Raw genomic sequence first — 15,620 nt, forward strand, 5'->3', positions numbered from 1 at the left:
CCGCCCTCCTCCTGGGGAGCGCCCGCAGGGCGAGTCTCGAAGGAGGCGGAAGGCTCCCTTGTCCATCCTTCGAGACGCCCGCTTCGCGGACACTTCAGGATGAGGGTTTCGGATATTGGCCAAAGAGGGCGCGGGCTTTCTTTTCTCCGCCAAACCGCTTAACCAAAGGCTTGGCCTATAATAAGCGCGACCGGGAAGCGGCGACATGGAGCCTGCCCCAGCGTTCCGTGGCTGTTCCGCCGAAGCGAGCTCCGGTTCGCGCGGAAAGCGCGCAAAAACAGGAATTTAGACCGGATTTTGGTCGCTTCGGCCCCAAAAGCCGGCTTGTCGAAACGGAGAGAGACTTGACGGATAATCCTCAAGATAGAGAAACACTCGTCAATGAGATCATAGACGTCGTCGCCGCCGAAGGCATGATCGATCGCTCCAAGGTCACGCCGGACGCGACAATCGAAAGCCTCGACCTGAAGTCTGTTGACATTGTGATGATTCTCACGGCGCTCGAGGAAAAGTTCAACGTCTACATCCCCATGGACGGCAATCTGCAGGAAGCTAAGGACGTCAAAAGCCTGATCAATGCGATCGCCGACCTGATCGTCAAGGAAAGGGAGAAATCCTGAAATGACCGCCGCCACATCGAGCGGCGAGCGCGCGGCGACGCAGCCGGGCGAAGCCTCAACGCGCGCCCGGGAGTTCCCGCGCGTCGTGATCTCCGGCATGGGGGCGGTTTCAGCCGCCGGTCTCGGAGTCGAGGCGCTCTGGCGAGCGGCGCGCGACGGAGAGTCGCAGGTCCGCGAGCTCGCCTTGAAGCGTCCCTATGACGGACGCATCAAGACCGCGGCGCAGGTTCCGGATTTCAAGGCGGCCGAGCATGTCGAGGCGGCCTACCTCCCAATTTGCGATCCCTTCACGGCCTTCGCGATCGCCGCGGCGGACCAGGCGATGGCTCAAGCCGGCTTCGGCCAGAAGGATCTCGCCGGCCCCCGCACCGCGCTCTTGCTCGGCACCGGAATCGGCGGCGCCGAAACCATCGATAATGGGCTCTACACCTATTATCGCGAATCGAGCCGCATGGACCCGTTGTCGATCCCCAAGCTCATCCCGAGCGCGGCGCCGACGACGCTCGGCATTCGCTTTTCGGTGCTCGGTCCGACCTTCTCGATCTGCAGCGCCTGCTCCTCAGCGACTCAGGCCATCGGCCTCGGACTGCAGATGATCCGTTTCGGACTCGTCGACAGGGCGATCGTGGGCGGGACGGAGGCCTGCGTGATCAATGGCCCCATGAAAGCTTGGGAGGCGCTGCGCGTGATGACGCCCGATCGCTGCCGTCCCTTCTCCAAGGGCCGCAACGGCATGACGCTCGGCGAAGGCGCCGCGATGTTCATTCTGGAGACCGCCGAGTCGGCGAAGGCGCGCGGCCACCGCCCGCTCTGCGAGCTGAAAGGATACGGCACGACGAGCGACGCCAAGGACCCCGTGCGCCCCGATCTTGAGGGCGTCGCAAGCGCCATCGCGGCCGCCCTCGAGGACGCTCAGGTCGCACCCGAGGAGATCGATTACATCAGCGCGCATGGCACAGCGACGCACGCCAATGACATCACCGAGTCGGAAGCCATTCTGAAGGTGTTCGGCGCGGAGCGCGGCAGGAAAGTGCCCGTCTCCTCGACGAAGCCCATCCACGGCCACGCGCTCGGCGCGAGCGGCGGGCTGGAGCTCGCGATCACGATCAACGCCATGCGCGACTCTGTCATTCCGCCGACGATCAACTTCCTCGAGCCAGATGAACGCTGCCCCGTCGACGCCGTGCCCAATGTCGCGCGCGAGGCGAAAATCCGCACGGCCATGTCCAACTCTTTCGCTTTCGGCGGCATAAACGCCGTGCTCGTCGTGAGAACGCTGGACGATGGGTTCTGAGGAGATTGCGATCGACTTCGGGCCGCCGACCGAGGTCGTCGTCGACGCGACTTTGGCGGAAGCCTTCGCGCGCGAGACCGGCGTGAGGCTCAAAGGCAAGGCCACGCCCCTGGCCTATCCGGCCGTTTGGCTCGCGCAGCCTCGTCTGCGCGAGAAGATCGCGAAAATTTGCGCCGAAGCAGACGCGCTGCCGGTCCATGAGTCGCAGCGCTTCACCTATGAGACTCCGCTGCGTCAAGACGTGCGCTACCTCCTCGCCGTCGCAGCAAGACGAGAGGCCCGACCTGCCCGGCTCGTGCTCGACGCGACGCTCTCCGACAGCCGAGGCGCGTCCGTCGGCCGCTTCGAGACGGTGCTGAGACTGGTCTCCCGCGCGGATCTGGCGAAGAAAGGCGATGCATGAGCGAGGCGACGGCGCTTCCGCAGGTCGGCGAACGGCTCCCGCCTTTGGAAATCGGTCCTTTCGACGCTGCGGCCCTGGCGCGCTATGCGGAAGTCTCGGGCGACGACAATCCACTGCATCTCGATGAGGCGCTCGCGCAAAGCATCGGCTTCGCCGCGCCTCCCGTGCACGGCATGAAGCTGCTCGCGGCTTTCGAAGCCCTGCTCCAGTCCTGGCGCGCAGATCTGACCATCGTCTCACTGGGGGGAAGCTTTGTGCAGCCGGTGCTGCGGGACGAGAAAGCAACGCTCACCGGCCGCGTGCTGCGGGTCTCGTCTCAAGACGGCGTCTTCGTGCGCTTATACGCGCATGGTCCGGGACGAGCGCCTGCTGTCATCGCGGATGCGACGCTGCGCCCGCGCGCCGCAAAGGAGTGAAGCCCCATGGGCGGGAAACATGTGCTCATCACCGGCGCGTCGAGCGGCATCGGCCGCGCGCTCGCCCTGCGTTACGCCAGGGAGGGGGCGCGGCTGGAGCTATTCGGGCGTAACGAGGCCCGGCTTCGCGAGGCCGCCGAAGCCTGCCGCGCGACCGGCGGCAGCGCCGAGATCCATGTCGCGGACGTGCGCGATCGGGAGGCCATGCGCGCGGCGGTGGAGAAGGCCCTGGAGGCGGGGCCGCTCGACGTCGTCGTCGCCAACGCCGGCGTCTCCGCCGGCCCGGGTCCGGACCAGCTGCTCGAGCCCGAGGAGTCCGTGCGCGCGATTTTCTCGATCAATCTCTTCGGCCAGCTCAACACGATCGAGCCGGCGATTCCGTCGCTCGCCGCGCGCGGCTCGGGCGTCGTCGCGCTCGTGGGCTCGATGATGGGCCTGCGCGCGATGCACTTCTCGCCCACTTATTGCGCGAGCAAGGCGGCTCTGCACAGCTACGCGACGGCGTTGCGCGCCAAGCTTGCGCCGCATGGGGTCGACATGAGCCTGATCGTCCCGGGCTGGGTGGACACGCCGATGTCGCAGCGGACCACATCCTGGAAGGCGAGCATGATCACGGACGCCGAGGCCGCGGAGATCGTCTATCGCGGTCTCGAAAAACGGCGCCCGATCATCGCTTTTCCGCGCTATATGTATTGGGCGCTGCGAATCATCGAGCTGCTGCCGCCGCGCCTCGTCGATTTCTTCGTGCTGCGTTTTTCCGCCGACGTTCCACAGACGATCGAGAAAGAGAGCGTATGACGCTCCTCGCGACGGAATTCGCTCAATGGGCCGCCGCTTCGTTCTGGGTGGTGTCGGTCCTGCTGCTCGCGTTCTCGACGCTCGCGGCGCTCGTTCAGCCCCGCATCGCGGCTCGTCGGGCGACCAGAAAGGACCAACCGCCCGTCTCGATCGCGCTTCCGGTGAAGTTGCTCGAGAATTGTTTCGAGCGCGCCCAGGAATCAGCCTTCGCGCAGCAGTACCCTGACTACGAGGTCGTCGCCGCGTCATGCGAGCCCGACTCCGACGCCTCCCGAGCCATGCGCGCGATCTTCGCGCGTCATCCGGAGCGGTCGACGCGTTTCCTGTGCTCCACCGCCAAGATCGCCGCGAGCCCGAAGGTCGATAATCTCGTCGCCCCCTTCAGCGAGGCCGCCTACGACACGATCCTCATGAAGGACGCCAATGTCGTGCTCGCGCCCGACGAACTTGTCGAGCACATGCGTCAGCTTGCGCCGGGCGTCGGTCTCGTTTGCGCCATTCCCTATTGCGCGGACACGCCCAATTTCGCCTCGCAGATCGAAGCGTCGATCGTGAACGGCCCGCATGCGCGCATGCTCTATCTCGTCTCCTGTTTCCGCCAGGGCTACGGCGTCGGCAAGATCATGCTGTTTCGCCGCAGCGATTTTCTGCGGGCGGGCGGCTTCGCCGCGATTTCCCACACGGTCGGAGAGGACAACGCCTTCGGCCATGCGCTCGCGCGCGTCGGCTTACGCACGGTCTTCTCGCACCGACCGGTGAGACAGGATCTCGGTCGCCGCTCCCTCGTCGAGGTGTACCAGCGGCAATTGCGCTGGAGCGTGATCCGCCGAGGGGACGCGCTGCTCACCTTCCTGTTCGAGCCCTTCAATCAGGCTGGTCCCGCAATCGTCGCGGCCGCGGTCGCGGCGCCGTTCATGGGTTTAGGGCCATTGCAAGGCGCCGCCGCGACATTTATGCTCTGGCTTGTGGTTGAAAACTTGTTGAGTTCCGCCAAAGGCAGGAGCCTGACTTGGGGAGCGCCGCTGATCCTGGTTGCGCGCGAGATCGTCATGCTGACGGTCTGGATTCACGCCTGGACCACGAATCGAGTGGTCTGGGCGAAAGCGAGTTTCGGAGCCCGGGGGGACGCGTCGTCCCACAAGCCCCAGACCTCGGAAAGGGCGGCCGTAGCGGCGAGAAAAGAGGGGTAGGGCTTAGGTGCTCGATCTTTTGACCTTCCTGGTGGATGGGGTTGTCGTCCTCTGCGGGCTCACGCTCATTGCGATCGGGCTCGGCTTCTTCCTGATCATCGGCAGATTTGTCTTCGACGAGCTTCGCGGCGTCCGCGATCGGGCTCCGATAACGCTGCCTGACGAGGATCTGCCGCATGTGCTCTTGCAGATCCCGGTGTTCAACGAGCCCTCCGTCACGGAGCAAGCGCTGCGTTGCGCCGCTCAGCTCGACTGGCCGAAGGACCGGCTGCGCATCCAGCTTCTCGACGATTCGACCGACGACACGCCGCTTCGCGCCGCCGTGGTCGCGGCCGAGCTACGCGCCCGGGGCGTCGACGTCGAACATGTGCGGCGGACGGATCGCGAGGGATTCAAGGCCGGGGCCTGCGCCTATGGGCTCACGCTCTCCGACGCGCCTTTCATCGCCATGCTGGACGCCGATTTCCGCCCGCCGGCGCATTGGCTGAAGGCCACAGTGCCCTTGCTCGTCAAAGATCCCGCCGCCGGCTTCGCGCAATCGCGTTGCGAGTTCGTCAATTTCGAGAAAAACTGGCTTACGCGCGCGCAGGGCCTGATCCAGGACGGCCATTTCCTCGTGGAGCAGCGCACGCGCGCACGCGCCGGCTGGCTGTTCCAGTTCAACGGCACGGGCGGAATCTGGCGCCGCGCGACAATCGAAAGCGCGGGCGGCTGGTCGGACTATTCGCTCGCCGAGGATCTGGACCTCACGGTGCGCGCCGCCCTCGACGGCTGGCGTGGGATTTTTGTCTCCGAGCCCGCGATTCCCGGCCAGGTGCCGGAGGGCATCCGCGACTTCCGCCGGCAGCAGAGACGCTGGTCGAATGGATTCGTGCAAGTTGCCAAACGCACGATGGCGCCGCTCTGGAACGCTCCCTGGACGCTGACGAAACGCATTGCGGCCCTGACGCTGATCAGCCATCAAATCTTCTTTCCGGCTGCAGCGATCGGCCTCATCGCCTTCCTCATCGGCGTCGGTCTGCACGGGTCTGTCGCGCCCTACGCCCTTCTGCTCCAGGTCGTCGGCGTCATGGTCGTGGTCATCGCGCTGGGCATGACGCTGCCGTCCTATCTCGTCTTGAAGCGCGGCTCGCTCGCGGACTACGCCAAGACGGTGGTCTCGCTCCCGCCGCTCATGATCTATCTCGCCTTCTCGAATGGCGCGAAGGTCGTGCAAACCTTGCGAGGGCGCCGATCGCATTTCAAGCGCACGCCGAAAGTCGAGCATGTCGAAGTCGCGCCCGTCGATATTGACGCCGAGGCGTGACCCGCCTCCGGGCTCGCGGCGCGTCTCAAAGCTGACCTGTCCGGCTTGCGGCTTTCAAGAATCGCTGGCGATGCCCGACGACGCCTGCGTCATCCGCCACGCCTGCGCCTTCTGCGGCGCCGAAATGCGGCCGAGGCCCGGGGACTGCTGCGTCTTCTGCAGCTATGGCGACGTTGCCTGCCCGCCCAAACAGCAGGCGAAGCCGTGCTGCGCGACGCGCGCCCCCAGCTCCTGCGTCTGAGACGCGCGCGCGTTCCCCGCTCGAGATCATCCGAACGATAAGGAATCGCGCCCAATCAAAAGGTTGGAGCGAGTTCTAATCGCATAAGCCTGTCAACTTTTGCGGAATTCGGGTAGTGGGTCAATTCGAAATTTAAGCCGCGCTCATTTTGTAGGGGCCCGTTTCGCCACTGTCTTCGCCTCTTCGGCCTCGATCATTTTCACGATGTCTGTGACTTCCCAAAAGCGCTCGGTTACTCCTGCGGCCATCGCGGGCGTAATGCGAAGCGTCTTATGGATGCGGCAGAAATTGTAGAAGAATGCGAAGAGAGCGACCGAGTGGGCGTGATTTTCGAGCTTCTTCGAAAAGCCGTTCGTCAAGCGAGTGAAACGGCGATTTTGCATCCGCCACGTCAGATCGCTACGCTCGACATATGAGGTCGAGACGTGCGCCGGGTCGGGATTACCCTCGATCTTGGTTTTCTTGATCCCTGTGCATTGCGCTGGGGAATAGCGGCCTTTGAAGCTCTCCGGCGCATTGCCATACACCTTCACAAGCTGCGCATAGTCCACGTCGGCGCCGAACGCGCCGTCAACGGTTTCTAATTAGGATTTGTGGCCATCACTGGTCAGTCGGACCCGATTGGCAAGGCGCTGGCGCAGCCCGTCGATGAACCACATCGCGCACTCGCCGTCGCGATCCCCGACGAAGTAGCAGACGAGCAGTTTGCTGTCCGCATCAAGGGCCGTCCAGGCCCAAGCATCACCGGCTCCATCGGGAGCGGATTTCGCCGCAGCGACGTTCTTTTGCTTCGCGTAAACGAAGCTCCAAACCTCATCCACCTGACTTCTCTTGGATTTCAGGTTTCGGACATGCTCACTGTGATAGGCGTCGCAGGCTTTTCCGGCGTCTTCCATGAGCCGGATAACGGTGTTCTTGCCGACTTTGAGCAAGCGCGTGATCGACCGAACCGACTTCCCTTCGCAGAGAAGGTGAATGATACGCGCGCGTTCTTCGGTGGAGAGCCTGTTTATGCTCTCCATATAGACACTTCATGCTTGAGCCTCAGGCACAGCCGGTCTGTTTTAACCGCGCCCGGATTTTTTTCCGCCCACCCTTGCCGGTGAAAGCTTTCTTGATGGCGTCTTGGGTCTGGCGTATGGCCGCAGCCAAACCCTCTGATTCTCGCCGCTTATCACGCAAGCTCGGGCGAGTTTCTCGGGGCGCGACCATGGATTCAAGGTTGTTCATTTTCTCCACCGGGCACCTCCTTTCGCGAGAGTCTTTCTCTAACGCGCTCGAAATAGCGCGAGTTCAACTCGGCCGGAAAATAATGTTTCCGTTTGACCCACACGAACCCCTCTGATTGGGAGATGACTGCGACATCGATTGGACCGCCAACCGTCTCCATCCCGCGCGACACGCGCCGTTTGATCGAGGTAAGGTTCACCAGCGCCTCGGCCATGGTCGCGAGCTCAGGCTTTGGCATGAATTCTACCATATCTTCGATTTCCGCTCGCGACTCCGAACGAATTTTTTCGAAGGCCGTCGATCTAAGGCCCTTCATGAACTCAGCCTCAGCCCTTTTTGCGTCCTCTTCGAGCGCATCCCGGGATTCATCGTCGGGGAAATCCAATTTTTCAAAAATCTGCGTTCTGATGCCTGGGATTGTCTCCCTGCAGAATTTTGTTATATCAGATCGAATATTATCGTCGAGCCCATAGAGGAACCTCTCGACCATTTCCTTTTGCGCGAAGGGTATCACCCTTGCCTTTGGCCCATTCCTGTCTATATCTACGTTGTTTGTCACTTTATACTTAAGATGTCCAAATACCATTCCATCTATCTCGTATGAAACTAGAGTCGGAAAAATTTCATTGCGCCCGAAACCGGCGATTACAACTCCTGTCTTGCTTCTAGACAAGAAATCCTTCTCCAATATTTGCTTCACAAGACTTAATATACGTGCTTTTTGATTCTTGTTTGCTACGGCAGGCACTTCCTGCTCGATGGTTTTTTGTATAAAAGACAACCTAGCTTTTGTAAAAGTTAGCTTGGACGCTCCCACGAATTGAGCGTTTTTGCGCCCACTCAAAAGTTTTTCGAACGTCTCGATAGCGCTGTCCAATATCTTCGGTGCTATATCTTCCACTTTTATCTTAGAGAGATCGCGGCTCTCTTTGAAATATTTCTCGATTTCCTCCTCCATATTCTCCTTAAATCGGTTAACTACACCTACGATCACAGGTCTTATTAGATACGAAAGGTGATTCATCTGGATATTCCGCGGAGCCTCCTTCCCAATATTACTGAGATATTCGAGGAATAACTCGCCTACTTCCTCAATCTTATTGACGGCGCAGCACTTTTCTCTGAAAGCCCTGACAAGCTCTGGCAGGGGAATTTGCATGAAACTCATGCCATTATAGAGCATTACGCCTATAGGGTTGTGATTTGAGAGTTCAAACAGCTTGTCGGCTGAATCAAATATTTTTTCCTCTCTCGACCCCGCTGAAATCGTGACGGCGCTGTCGGCGGCGAGTGCAACAGCGGTTTTGTTTAAAATAGCAATTTCAGCCGTCATCCTTGCGCCACCTTACGGCGGCGGCTTTGCGGGCGATCTCAGCTCGCGCTTCCGGTGAAAGACTTTCGGCGCGCGCGCGACCGCCCCTCAAGCCGCCCGCTCTCCCTAATGCTGCCATCGGATTTTCGTCCGATTCGGAGGCTCCATCTTGAACTTCGCCGATGATGATGTCCACGATGAGCTTGGCGAGTTGGGCGGGGTCGCGCGGGCGCGCGGGGTGTTTTGTGCTCATGGCCAACACTTTATCATGCTGGTCAGAAGCTGGGGACAAATCGGCGGCGGGTCAAGCGAGTGAAATTTAAATGGACCCAGTACCGGAATTCGCGCTGTGGCGAGAGCGAGCGTCGGCTCGGGCCCGACCCTGGCGATAAGGTGGCCGACTGTGCCGCTCCGGCGCAGCGTGATCCTTCCCGCTCAGGCTTTCGCGGCGCCTCGCTCGGGAACGAGGTCGAATCGCGTGCGAAACAGCGTGTCGCAGATGTTGGTAGAGCCGAAGCCGTCCGAGAAGGAGACGTTGCCGCGCGAGTGATGCGCGGAATGGGCCTCGGTCGAGATCATTCTCGCAAGCGCCAGCCTCAAGCGGCCCGGGGCGCGCCCGTCTCCCGACTCGCGCAGCGTGAGAGAAAAGTCGTAGCCCGAGTGCTCATAGAGGCCGCCGAAGGCGCCCGACGCGACGACTAGGGAATGGACGAGGAAATTGGTCCCGAGCGGCACCAGGGCGAGCGGAATGAGATAGGGGCAGACGATCTCCAGGAAGAAGTCGGCGGCGCTCATATAGCAGGCGCTAATGCCGAGACTGCCGATCGTCGAGTGATGCACGGCGTGCCCGAGGCGACGCATCATATCGGGTCGATGCAATATAAAGCGATGCGCAATGTATTGTACAATGTCATGCCCAATTGTCATAGCCGCGACGCAGGCGACAAAGACGGGGAGCGAAATCGTCGGCGAGCCAACGAAGGCGAGCCCCGCCCACTGCACGAAAAGCATCGCCGGCAGCAGGACGAAAGTCTGATTGGCGAGCACGCGCGGCAGGAGCTCGAAATAGCCGATGCGCTCCATGCGCTTGACCTTGAAGCGCTTGAGCGCGCCGCTGCGATCGAGCCACTCGAACCAGAGCCCAATGCCATGATAGGCGAGCATCTGAACGAGCCAGACCTGCGCCGAGAGCGGCGCCCCGGAGACGAGCGAATCCAACATTATCTAAGCCCTTGAAGTAGCGAGGCCGCGCCTTGTGGAGAAATGATATTAGCGTAAATGGGTGTGGAGAGACAGTTTAGCCACAGGCCTGGCCGAGGTGAGGACGAGGGGCCGATGAAACCCCCAGCGCCTTCGCTGACTGAAGGCGCCCTGGATTTTGCTTCGGTGCGGGAGCAGATAGCGGATAGATCAAGGAGCGAGAAGCGTGGCGACGGAAAGCGATCTGGTGCAAGCCCTCGAGAAGACGCCCGGCCCGACCGGGGCGCCGCTTTCGCACGCGATCAGCGGCGTCAATCTCTCCGGGGGCAAGGCTTTTGTCTCGCTCGCGGGCGATCCCTCCCGGGCAAAGGAATGGGAGGCGGCGCGCTTGGCGGCGCAGGAGGCGATCGAGCGCATCGCCGGGGTCGAGCGGGCGGTCGTGACGCTCACGGCCGAGCGCAAGGCGGCGTCGCCGGAGGCGCGGCGCCCCTCACTCGCCTCGCTCGAGAATGTGCGCTTTATCGTCGCGGTCGGCTCCGGCAAGGGCGGCGTCGGCAAATCGACGACCTCGGTCAATCTCGCCCTCGGACTGGCGGCGCAGGGCTGGCGCGTCGGTCTGCTCGACGCCGACATCTATGGGCCGTCGGCGCCACGCCTCCTCGGCCTCACCGGCAAGCCCGAGGTTGCGGGGCAAAAGCTCGTCCCGATGGAGGCGCACGGCCTGAAGGCTATGTCGATCGGTTTTCTCGTCAATGAGAACGAGGCCATGATCTGGCGCGGGCCGATGGCGACGCAGGCGCTGACGCAAATGCTCGGCGAGGTCGCCTGGGGCGAGCTCGACGCGCTCGTCGTCGACATGCCGCCTGGCACGGGCGACGTGCAGCTCACGATGGCTCAACAGGTTCCGCTCGCCGGCGCCGTGATCGTTTCGACGCCGCAGGACCTGGCCTTGATCGACGCGCGCCGCGCCGTCGCAATGTTTCGCAAGGTCGAGATCCCCGTGCTCGGGATCATCGAAAATATGAGCTATTTCATTTGCCCGCGTTGCGGCGAGCGATCGGAGATCTTCGCGCATGGCGGCGCGCGTCGTGACGCGGAGGCGCTCGGCGTCCCCTTCCTGGGCGAGATTCCGCTCGAGGCGAGAATCCGAGAGACCTCGGACTCGGGCAGGCCGGTCGTCGCGACTGACGCGCAGAGCCCGCAGGCCGGGGCCTATCTCGCTCTGGCGGCCAAGGTGAAGACGTTGCTGGAGACCCAATCGCGCCGGGCGCCGCCGCGCATCTTCGCCGGTTGAGGGCTCGATGGACAATAACGCTCGGAAATTCTTCGACATCCACAAAATAAGGGAGAACTACAAGCGCGTCATCGAGGACTTCGACAGGATAAACGATGTTCTCGATTGCAAGCGAGATAAATTCGACAGCTTCGTTGCTCGAAATATGCTGCACGCCTACCATCACATCAACAAGCACTTGGCGTCGAGTCCCGGCAGCGCCCTGCTCTCTTGGAAGGAAATGCTCGAGCTGAATATGCTCGTGCATCTCGGCGCCGACGCGGATCGACGCCACGAATATTATGGGTTTGTCAGGCACACGGAAGAGCGTTTTGAGGCGCGCTTCCCGACGGTCATGCAGTGGTATGATCGCCACGAAGCCCACGGGGAAGATCCGTATAAAATTGCCGCGGGCCTGTATGTGAGAATCCTGGCGCAGCCCCAGCTGTTCATAGAAGGCAATCACCGGACGGGGTCCTTGGTCGCAAATTACTATCTGATCCTGAAATCGCAGAATCCCTTTGTCATGACTCCCGATAACGCAGTGGAATTCCTGAACCTGGCTTCTGACGTCAAGTTCACCAAGGACGATATTCAGTCGAAATTCAAACGAGCCTTCGGCTGGCGGGACGAGCTGGCGCGAATGCGGGTTTTCCTCAAAGAGAACGCACTGCCTTTCACGACGAATGTGATGCCCAAATGGACGCCGGATCTTTATGAACGACAAGAAGAGGAAGACGTCCAGAAGCTTTTCCGTAAGCGTAAGACGGTCGGGCGCCCGCCTAAGCGTGGTTAGAGCCTGTCACGGAAAAGTGCGAAGCGCTTCTCCGTGACATACTCTATCGCGCGCTGATCTTGCGGCCAGAGGCCGGAGAGAGAATCGCCAGCCACACATTCGGGTCTTCCTGCGACTGACGCTTCAGAAAATGATAGCCCGTCTCGTCCCATGACAAGATTTCATCGGTGAGGTTGTCCAGGATGAAATCGCCCTTGTCCGTGCGCACGGTTAAGATCGTATGGCCCATGTTGTGGTGATCCTTGACGATGGTCATCAACAGGGCCTGGCGCGGGACGCCGCGCTCGATGAGCTGCCGGCGCTTTTCCAAAGCGTAGATTTTGCAATCGCCCTTGCCATCGATCGGATAATCCCAATGGTCGGCGAGCGTTCCCCAGTGGTCGAGATTAGAGATCGGCTCGATCGACGCATTGACCTCGGCGTTTATTTTCTCAAGCAGCTTCCAGGTCTTTGCGGTGAGAGCCACATCTTGCGGGGGGAGCACAGGCTGGTTGCACTCCTGCGGCTGGCGAGTGCAGAAGTCCATCCAACCGTAGGGAATGGAGGCTTCTTCTCCCACGGGGGCGAAACTCGCCCTGTAGGCGGCGGCGTGGAGCGGTTCGATCTGCAGGGAAAGCGCCAAGACGCCGAAAAGCGGCAGCAACGCCACTTTCAAAAGGGCCGCGGCCGCCGCCCTGGTTTTTTTGGAAAGTTGCGCGTCGCCAAACCGTTCCACCATCGCCTCCCGCTCGACCACCGGGCAGGCTCATAGAGTAAACGACTTGTTAACGGCGTCCAGCCAATGCTTAAGGAATAGTAAATGTCCCGTCTTGATACACTTGCGCGGAAGCGATTGGCCATGAAAGCTTTCTCGCCTCTCGACCGGCGCGCAGCTTTGGAGCGGCGTATCTCGAGCGTGGCGCGGAAAACGGCGAAGCTGTCTCGCTGTCAGGGCGTGCTTTAGAGCGCGATGCGAAAACGTGGAAACGGTTTTTCGCACAAATCGCGCTCTAGACTTCAAGAATCGATCACGTTTTCTTCGTTCAGGCTGGTCCACCTGAACGCAGCGTGATCTAGCCGGCTCCTCACGGCTTCTTCAGCGCGTCTTTTCTCTGTCTTGCCCTCGCCAGGACTTCTCTCACATATCGGCGCGCATCCCCGCGTGTCTTCAAACGCCTGAATTTCTCCACGGCGAGAGCGCGCTGCGCCGGCTGATCGCCGGACATTTCCAAATCCGTCTTCAGGCAAATGCCCAAAATCCCGATGAGGTTCCCCGATTCCGGGAGGGGCGTGAAGTCGCTCAAATCCGTCGCCGGCGGGAGGCGTCGCGCAGCGGGCGCCGCCGGCGTCGGCAAGACGACAGGACAATCCGTCCGCGCCGCGGAGAGCGAATTCAGCCCGCTAAAATCATTGGCGGCGGCGTCCCGCTCCGTGAGAGCGGCGAAGCCGAAGGTTCGCTCCAACGTCGCCGCGACCGAAGAATGGTCGTAGGGCGTGTGGCTCACCGTTCCCTTGGCCACATAAGGCGAGACGACGACGGCGGGAACGCGAACTCCGATTTTGCTGAAATCGAAGCCGTGCGTGCTCCAGCTCGTGTTCCCGTCGCCTGGGGGGATCGCGTCGCCCGGCTTTTGGGAGTCGTAAAGACCCCCGTGCTCGTCATAGGTAATGATCAACAGGCTCCGCTCCCAAAGCGGAGAATTGCGAATGGCCTCGTAAACGCCTTTGATCAGAGATTCACCGCCATAGGTGTCGTCCATGGGATGCTGAGAAGATCCGTAGGCGTAGGTGCCATCATAGGCGTCGCCATAGTGCGGCTCGATGAAGGTGTATTTATAAGGATAATTTCCGTTCAAGTCGGAGATGAAGCAATCCAACTGCCCAGTCTGATATGTGGAGGAGAGATCGTTGACGTTGCTATGGAACGATATGTTCTTGATCGCGCTCACCTGCGCGATCGCGCCGGCATCCGTATCATATTGTTCAGCACGGTAGGCATTATAATAATCATTGTAAATTCTCCAGCTCAAAGCATTTGACGTCATCGCGTCGAAAAGAGAACCGTTTGCATATACGAACCCTTGCGCGGTTTCCATCCAGCCCATTTGTTCGGAGGTTGGGGAGTCGTCCATACCGGACGACGAGGCGCCGTGAAGGAAGAAGCGGTTTGGCCAGGTGGGACCTGGCAGCGAGGAAAACCATTGATCGCAAATCGCGAAATGCGAGGCGAGCGCCCAGATGACGGAGAGTTGAACGCCAGAGCCGATCGAATAGCCCAGCATCACGTCGCCATAATGCTCGGGCGTGGGGAGTCCCGTTCCCTCGCGGGTGCTGGTGGCGTAGTTCGTGACGAATCCGGTATTGCAGATCTTGGGATATCCCTGAACCGGACTGTAGCGCTTGGCCTTGGTCAGCTGCTCGAGCACATCGAGAAACTCATGGCCAGGGTCCGTTGTGAGGGAAGCCGGCGCGCCGCCCCCGAAATTATAGTGCTGCAGGCCATAGGAATTCGAATCTTCACCCGTTGCCGCAATGATGTTTGGGATGCCCGACAATGCGAAAATGCTGTCGAAAGAGCGATTTTCCAACATGAGAACAAATACATGGCTTATGGGATTCGGATAACAGTAAAATACGACGCCGTCCTTCGTCCAACCGTCGGAAATATCGGGACTGATCCCATAATAATATCTAGGTCCGCTGCCGTCCGAATTCATGGCGTGATAGCGATAGATAGGGACAGAGTTTCCTCCCGGCGACCAGGGGTAAGCGTAAAACGCTATTCCAAGGCGAGTCCACCCGCCAAATTGTTCTTCAAATCCGTAATAGAATCTCTGACCGCTCGAATCGACTGTTACAAACTGGTAAACTGGAAGCATCCCTGGCCACATTTTATCGGCAACAAAAAAGCCAATTCCGTCGAGGCTCCACCCCGATTTATTAAAAGGGCTTGGACCAAAGTAATATTTCAAGCCTCCGCCCACTGCCGGAGCCTGATATACGTACAGCGGAACGACGGACGGGTTGTGTGGCGGCAAAGCGTAAAAGACAATCCCGTCCTTTGTCCAACCACTTGAAAGGTTTGGATCGGAGCTGTAGCAGTATCGTTCACCGCTTCCATCGGAATTTGCAGCATGATATTGATAAACAGGAACAGCATTATTGCCATCTTGGGCCGAATAAACGTAGAAGACAACGCCGTCTAAACTCCAGCCCGGCGTCACGCCGCCTTCCACGGGGCTGTAATAGTAACGCCAGCCACTCGAATCGGTCGCGTGATACTCATAGAGCGGGACGGCGCCGGGTGGCGCGGAAGATATAGGATATGCCCAAAAGCAAATCCCGTCCAACGTCCAGCCAGAAGTGAGCGATGGGCTGGTGCTGTAGCAGTATTTCCACCCTCCACCGGCTGCGGGGGCATGGTATTGGAATATGGGAACGGCTTGAGGCTGAGCGCCAACGAAGGAAATACTCGCATGTGCGGTCGGCTTGAAAATTTCTTCCATAATCGCCTCCAATATCTGATTTCGATAGCGTCAATGGGATCGGGGACAACACTTGA

At 60.3% G+C, this 15,620-nt stretch carries 16 protein-coding genes and 1 pseudogene; 10 read left to right on the forward strand and 7 right to left on the reverse strand.

The window, feature by feature from the left end; genetic code table 11:
* The first annotated feature begins 344 nt into the window (after positions 1–344).
* From QMG80_RS02620 to QMG80_RS02655, 8 genes are read left to right on the forward strand one after another with little or no spacing between them, the layout of a single operon-like run.
* The gene (locus QMG80_RS02620; protein WP_085773628.1) at positions 345–620 is read left to right on the forward strand and encodes an acyl carrier protein; all 276 of its coding nucleotides are present in this window, start codon (positions 345–347) and stop codon (positions 618–620) included.
* A gap of 1 nt (position 621) precedes the next feature.
* Positions 622–1,914 (forward strand): beta-ketoacyl-[acyl-carrier-protein] synthase family protein, encoded by a 1,293-nt coding sequence (locus tag QMG80_RS02625; protein ID WP_085771402.1) that lies wholly within the window; start codon positions 622–624, stop codon positions 1,912–1,914.
* Positions 1,904–2,317 carry a hypothetical protein gene (locus QMG80_RS02630; protein WP_085771403.1) on the forward strand — a complete coding sequence of 138 codons (414 nt, stop codon included), beginning with the start codon at positions 1,904–1,906 and terminating at the stop codon, positions 2,315–2,317. Before QMG80_RS02625 ends, QMG80_RS02630 begins: the two co-directional genes overlap by 11 nt.
* A complete protein-coding gene (locus QMG80_RS02635) occupies positions 2,314–2,733 on the forward strand; it encodes a MaoC family dehydratase (protein WP_085771404.1) in 420 nt (139 codons plus the stop codon). Before QMG80_RS02630 ends, QMG80_RS02635 begins: the two co-directional genes overlap by 4 nt.
* A 6-nt stretch (positions 2,734–2,739) precedes the next feature.
* On the forward strand, positions 2,740–3,531 hold the full coding sequence (locus QMG80_RS02640; protein WP_085771405.1) for an SDR family NAD(P)-dependent oxidoreductase: 792 nt from the start codon (positions 2,740–2,742) through the stop codon (positions 3,529–3,531).
* Entirely contained in the window at positions 3,528–4,721 is a 1,194-nt protein-coding gene (locus tag QMG80_RS02645; RefSeq protein WP_085771406.1) for a glycosyltransferase, read from the forward strand. Before QMG80_RS02640 ends, QMG80_RS02645 begins: the two co-directional genes overlap by 4 nt.
* A gap of 7 nt (positions 4,722–4,728) precedes the next feature.
* Complete coding sequence (locus QMG80_RS02650) at positions 4,729–6,027, forward strand: glycosyltransferase family 2 protein (protein WP_085771407.1); 1,299 nt, start codon at positions 4,729–4,731, stop codon at positions 6,025–6,027.
* Positions 5,987–6,268 (forward strand): GDCCVxC domain-containing (seleno)protein, encoded by a 282-nt coding sequence (locus QMG80_RS02655; protein WP_281926162.1) that lies wholly within the window; start codon positions 5,987–5,989, stop codon positions 6,266–6,268. The genes QMG80_RS02650 and QMG80_RS02655 overlap by 41 nt, the downstream gene beginning before the upstream one ends.
* Positions 6,269–6,411: 143 nt before the next feature.
* On the opposite strand, the pseudogene QMG80_RS02660 reads toward QMG80_RS02655, so the two are convergent.
* The 5 genes and pseudogenes from QMG80_RS02660 to QMG80_RS02680 form a co-directional block, all read right to left on the reverse strand.
* Positions 6,412–7,281, reverse strand: a pseudogene (locus QMG80_RS02660) (IS1 family transposase).
* A 31-nt stretch (positions 7,282–7,312) separates the two neighbouring features.
* A complete protein-coding gene (locus QMG80_RS02665; RefSeq protein WP_158658697.1) occupies positions 7,313–7,507 on the reverse strand; it encodes a hypothetical protein in 195 nt (64 codons plus the stop codon).
* Positions 7,485–8,831 carry a hypothetical protein gene (locus QMG80_RS02670; protein WP_085771409.1) on the reverse strand — a complete coding sequence of 449 codons (1,347 nt, stop codon included), beginning with the start codon at positions 8,829–8,831 and terminating at the stop codon, positions 7,485–7,487. The genes QMG80_RS02665 and QMG80_RS02670 overlap by 23 nt, the downstream gene beginning before the upstream one ends.
* Complete coding sequence (locus tag QMG80_RS02675; RefSeq protein ID WP_085771410.1) at positions 8,821–9,063, reverse strand: hypothetical protein; 243 nt, start codon at positions 9,061–9,063, stop codon at positions 8,821–8,823. The genes QMG80_RS02670 and QMG80_RS02675 overlap by 11 nt, the downstream gene beginning before the upstream one ends.
* Positions 9,064–9,245: 182 nt before the next feature.
* Positions 9,246–10,031, reverse strand: coding sequence for a sterol desaturase family protein (locus QMG80_RS02680; RefSeq protein WP_085771411.1), 786 nt, complete (start codon positions 10,029–10,031; stop codon positions 9,246–9,248).
* Positions 10,032–10,236: 205 nt separating this feature from the next.
* Here QMG80_RS02680 and QMG80_RS02685 point away from each other — a divergent pair, with 205 nt between their 5' ends.
* Positions 10,237–11,304, forward strand: a complete 1,068-nt coding sequence (locus tag QMG80_RS02685; RefSeq protein ID WP_085771412.1) for an Mrp/NBP35 family ATP-binding protein — start codon at positions 10,237–10,239, stop codon at positions 11,302–11,304.
* Positions 11,305–11,311: 7 nt separating this feature from the next.
* Positions 11,312–12,079: a hypothetical protein gene (locus QMG80_RS02690; protein ID WP_085771413.1), complete on the forward strand. Its 768-nt coding sequence runs from the start codon at positions 11,312–11,314 to the stop codon at positions 12,077–12,079.
* Positions 12,080–12,122: 43 nt separating this feature from the next.
* Here QMG80_RS02690 and QMG80_RS02695 read toward each other — a convergent pair whose 3' ends face one another.
* Positions 12,123–12,815 carry a transglutaminase-like cysteine peptidase gene (locus tag QMG80_RS02695; protein WP_245300178.1) on the reverse strand — a complete coding sequence of 231 codons (693 nt, stop codon included), beginning with the start codon at positions 12,813–12,815 and terminating at the stop codon, positions 12,123–12,125.
* A gap of 328 nt (positions 12,816–13,143) precedes the next feature.
* Positions 13,144–15,564: an alkaline phosphatase family protein gene (locus tag QMG80_RS02700; protein WP_199769048.1), complete on the reverse strand. Its 2,421-nt coding sequence runs from the start codon at positions 15,562–15,564 to the stop codon at positions 13,144–13,146.
* Positions 15,565–15,620 lie beyond the last annotated feature (56 nt).

This window comes from Methylocystis bryophila (genome assembly GCF_027925445.1).
Lineage (GTDB): Bacteria > Pseudomonadota > Alphaproteobacteria > Rhizobiales > Beijerinckiaceae > Methylocystis > Methylocystis bryophila.

Bases quoted from the DNA above. Each gene is read 5' to 3' on its own strand.
- QMG80_RS02625 (WP_085771402.1), top strand. From the start codon at position 622: ATGACCGCCGCCACATCGAGCGGCGAGCGCGCGGCGACGCAGCCGGGC.
- QMG80_RS02630 (WP_085771403.1), top strand. From the start codon at position 1,904: ATGGGTTCTGAGGAGATTGCGATCGACTTCGGGCCGCCGACCGAGGTC.
- QMG80_RS02635 (WP_085771404.1), top strand. From the start codon at position 2,314: ATGAGCGAGGCGACGGCGCTTCCGCAGGTCGGCGAACGGCTCCCGCCT.
- QMG80_RS02640 (WP_085771405.1), top strand. From the start codon at position 2,740: ATGGGCGGGAAACATGTGCTCATCACCGGCGCGTCGAGCGGCATCGGC.
- QMG80_RS02645 (WP_085771406.1), top strand. From the start codon at position 3,528: ATGACGCTCCTCGCGACGGAATTCGCTCAATGGGCCGCCGCTTCGTTC.
- QMG80_RS02655 (WP_281926162.1), top strand. From the start codon at position 5,987: ATGTCGAAGTCGCGCCCGTCGATATTGACGCCGAGGCGTGACCCGCCT.
- QMG80_RS02670 (WP_085771409.1), bottom strand. From the start codon at position 8,831: ATGACGGCTGAAATTGCTATTTTAAACAAAACCGCTGTTGCACTCGCC.
- QMG80_RS02675 (WP_085771410.1), bottom strand. From the start codon at position 9,063: ATGAGCACAAAACACCCCGCGCGCCCGCGCGACCCCGCCCAACTCGCC.
- QMG80_RS02680 (WP_085771411.1), bottom strand. From the start codon at position 10,031: ATGTTGGATTCGCTCGTCTCCGGGGCGCCGCTCTCGGCGCAGGTCTGG.
- QMG80_RS02690 (WP_085771413.1), top strand. From the start codon at position 11,312: ATGGACAATAACGCTCGGAAATTCTTCGACATCCACAAAATAAGGGAG.
- QMG80_RS02700 (WP_199769048.1), bottom strand. From the start codon at position 15,564: ATGGAAGAAATTTTCAAGCCGACCGCACATGCGAGTATTTCCTTCGTT.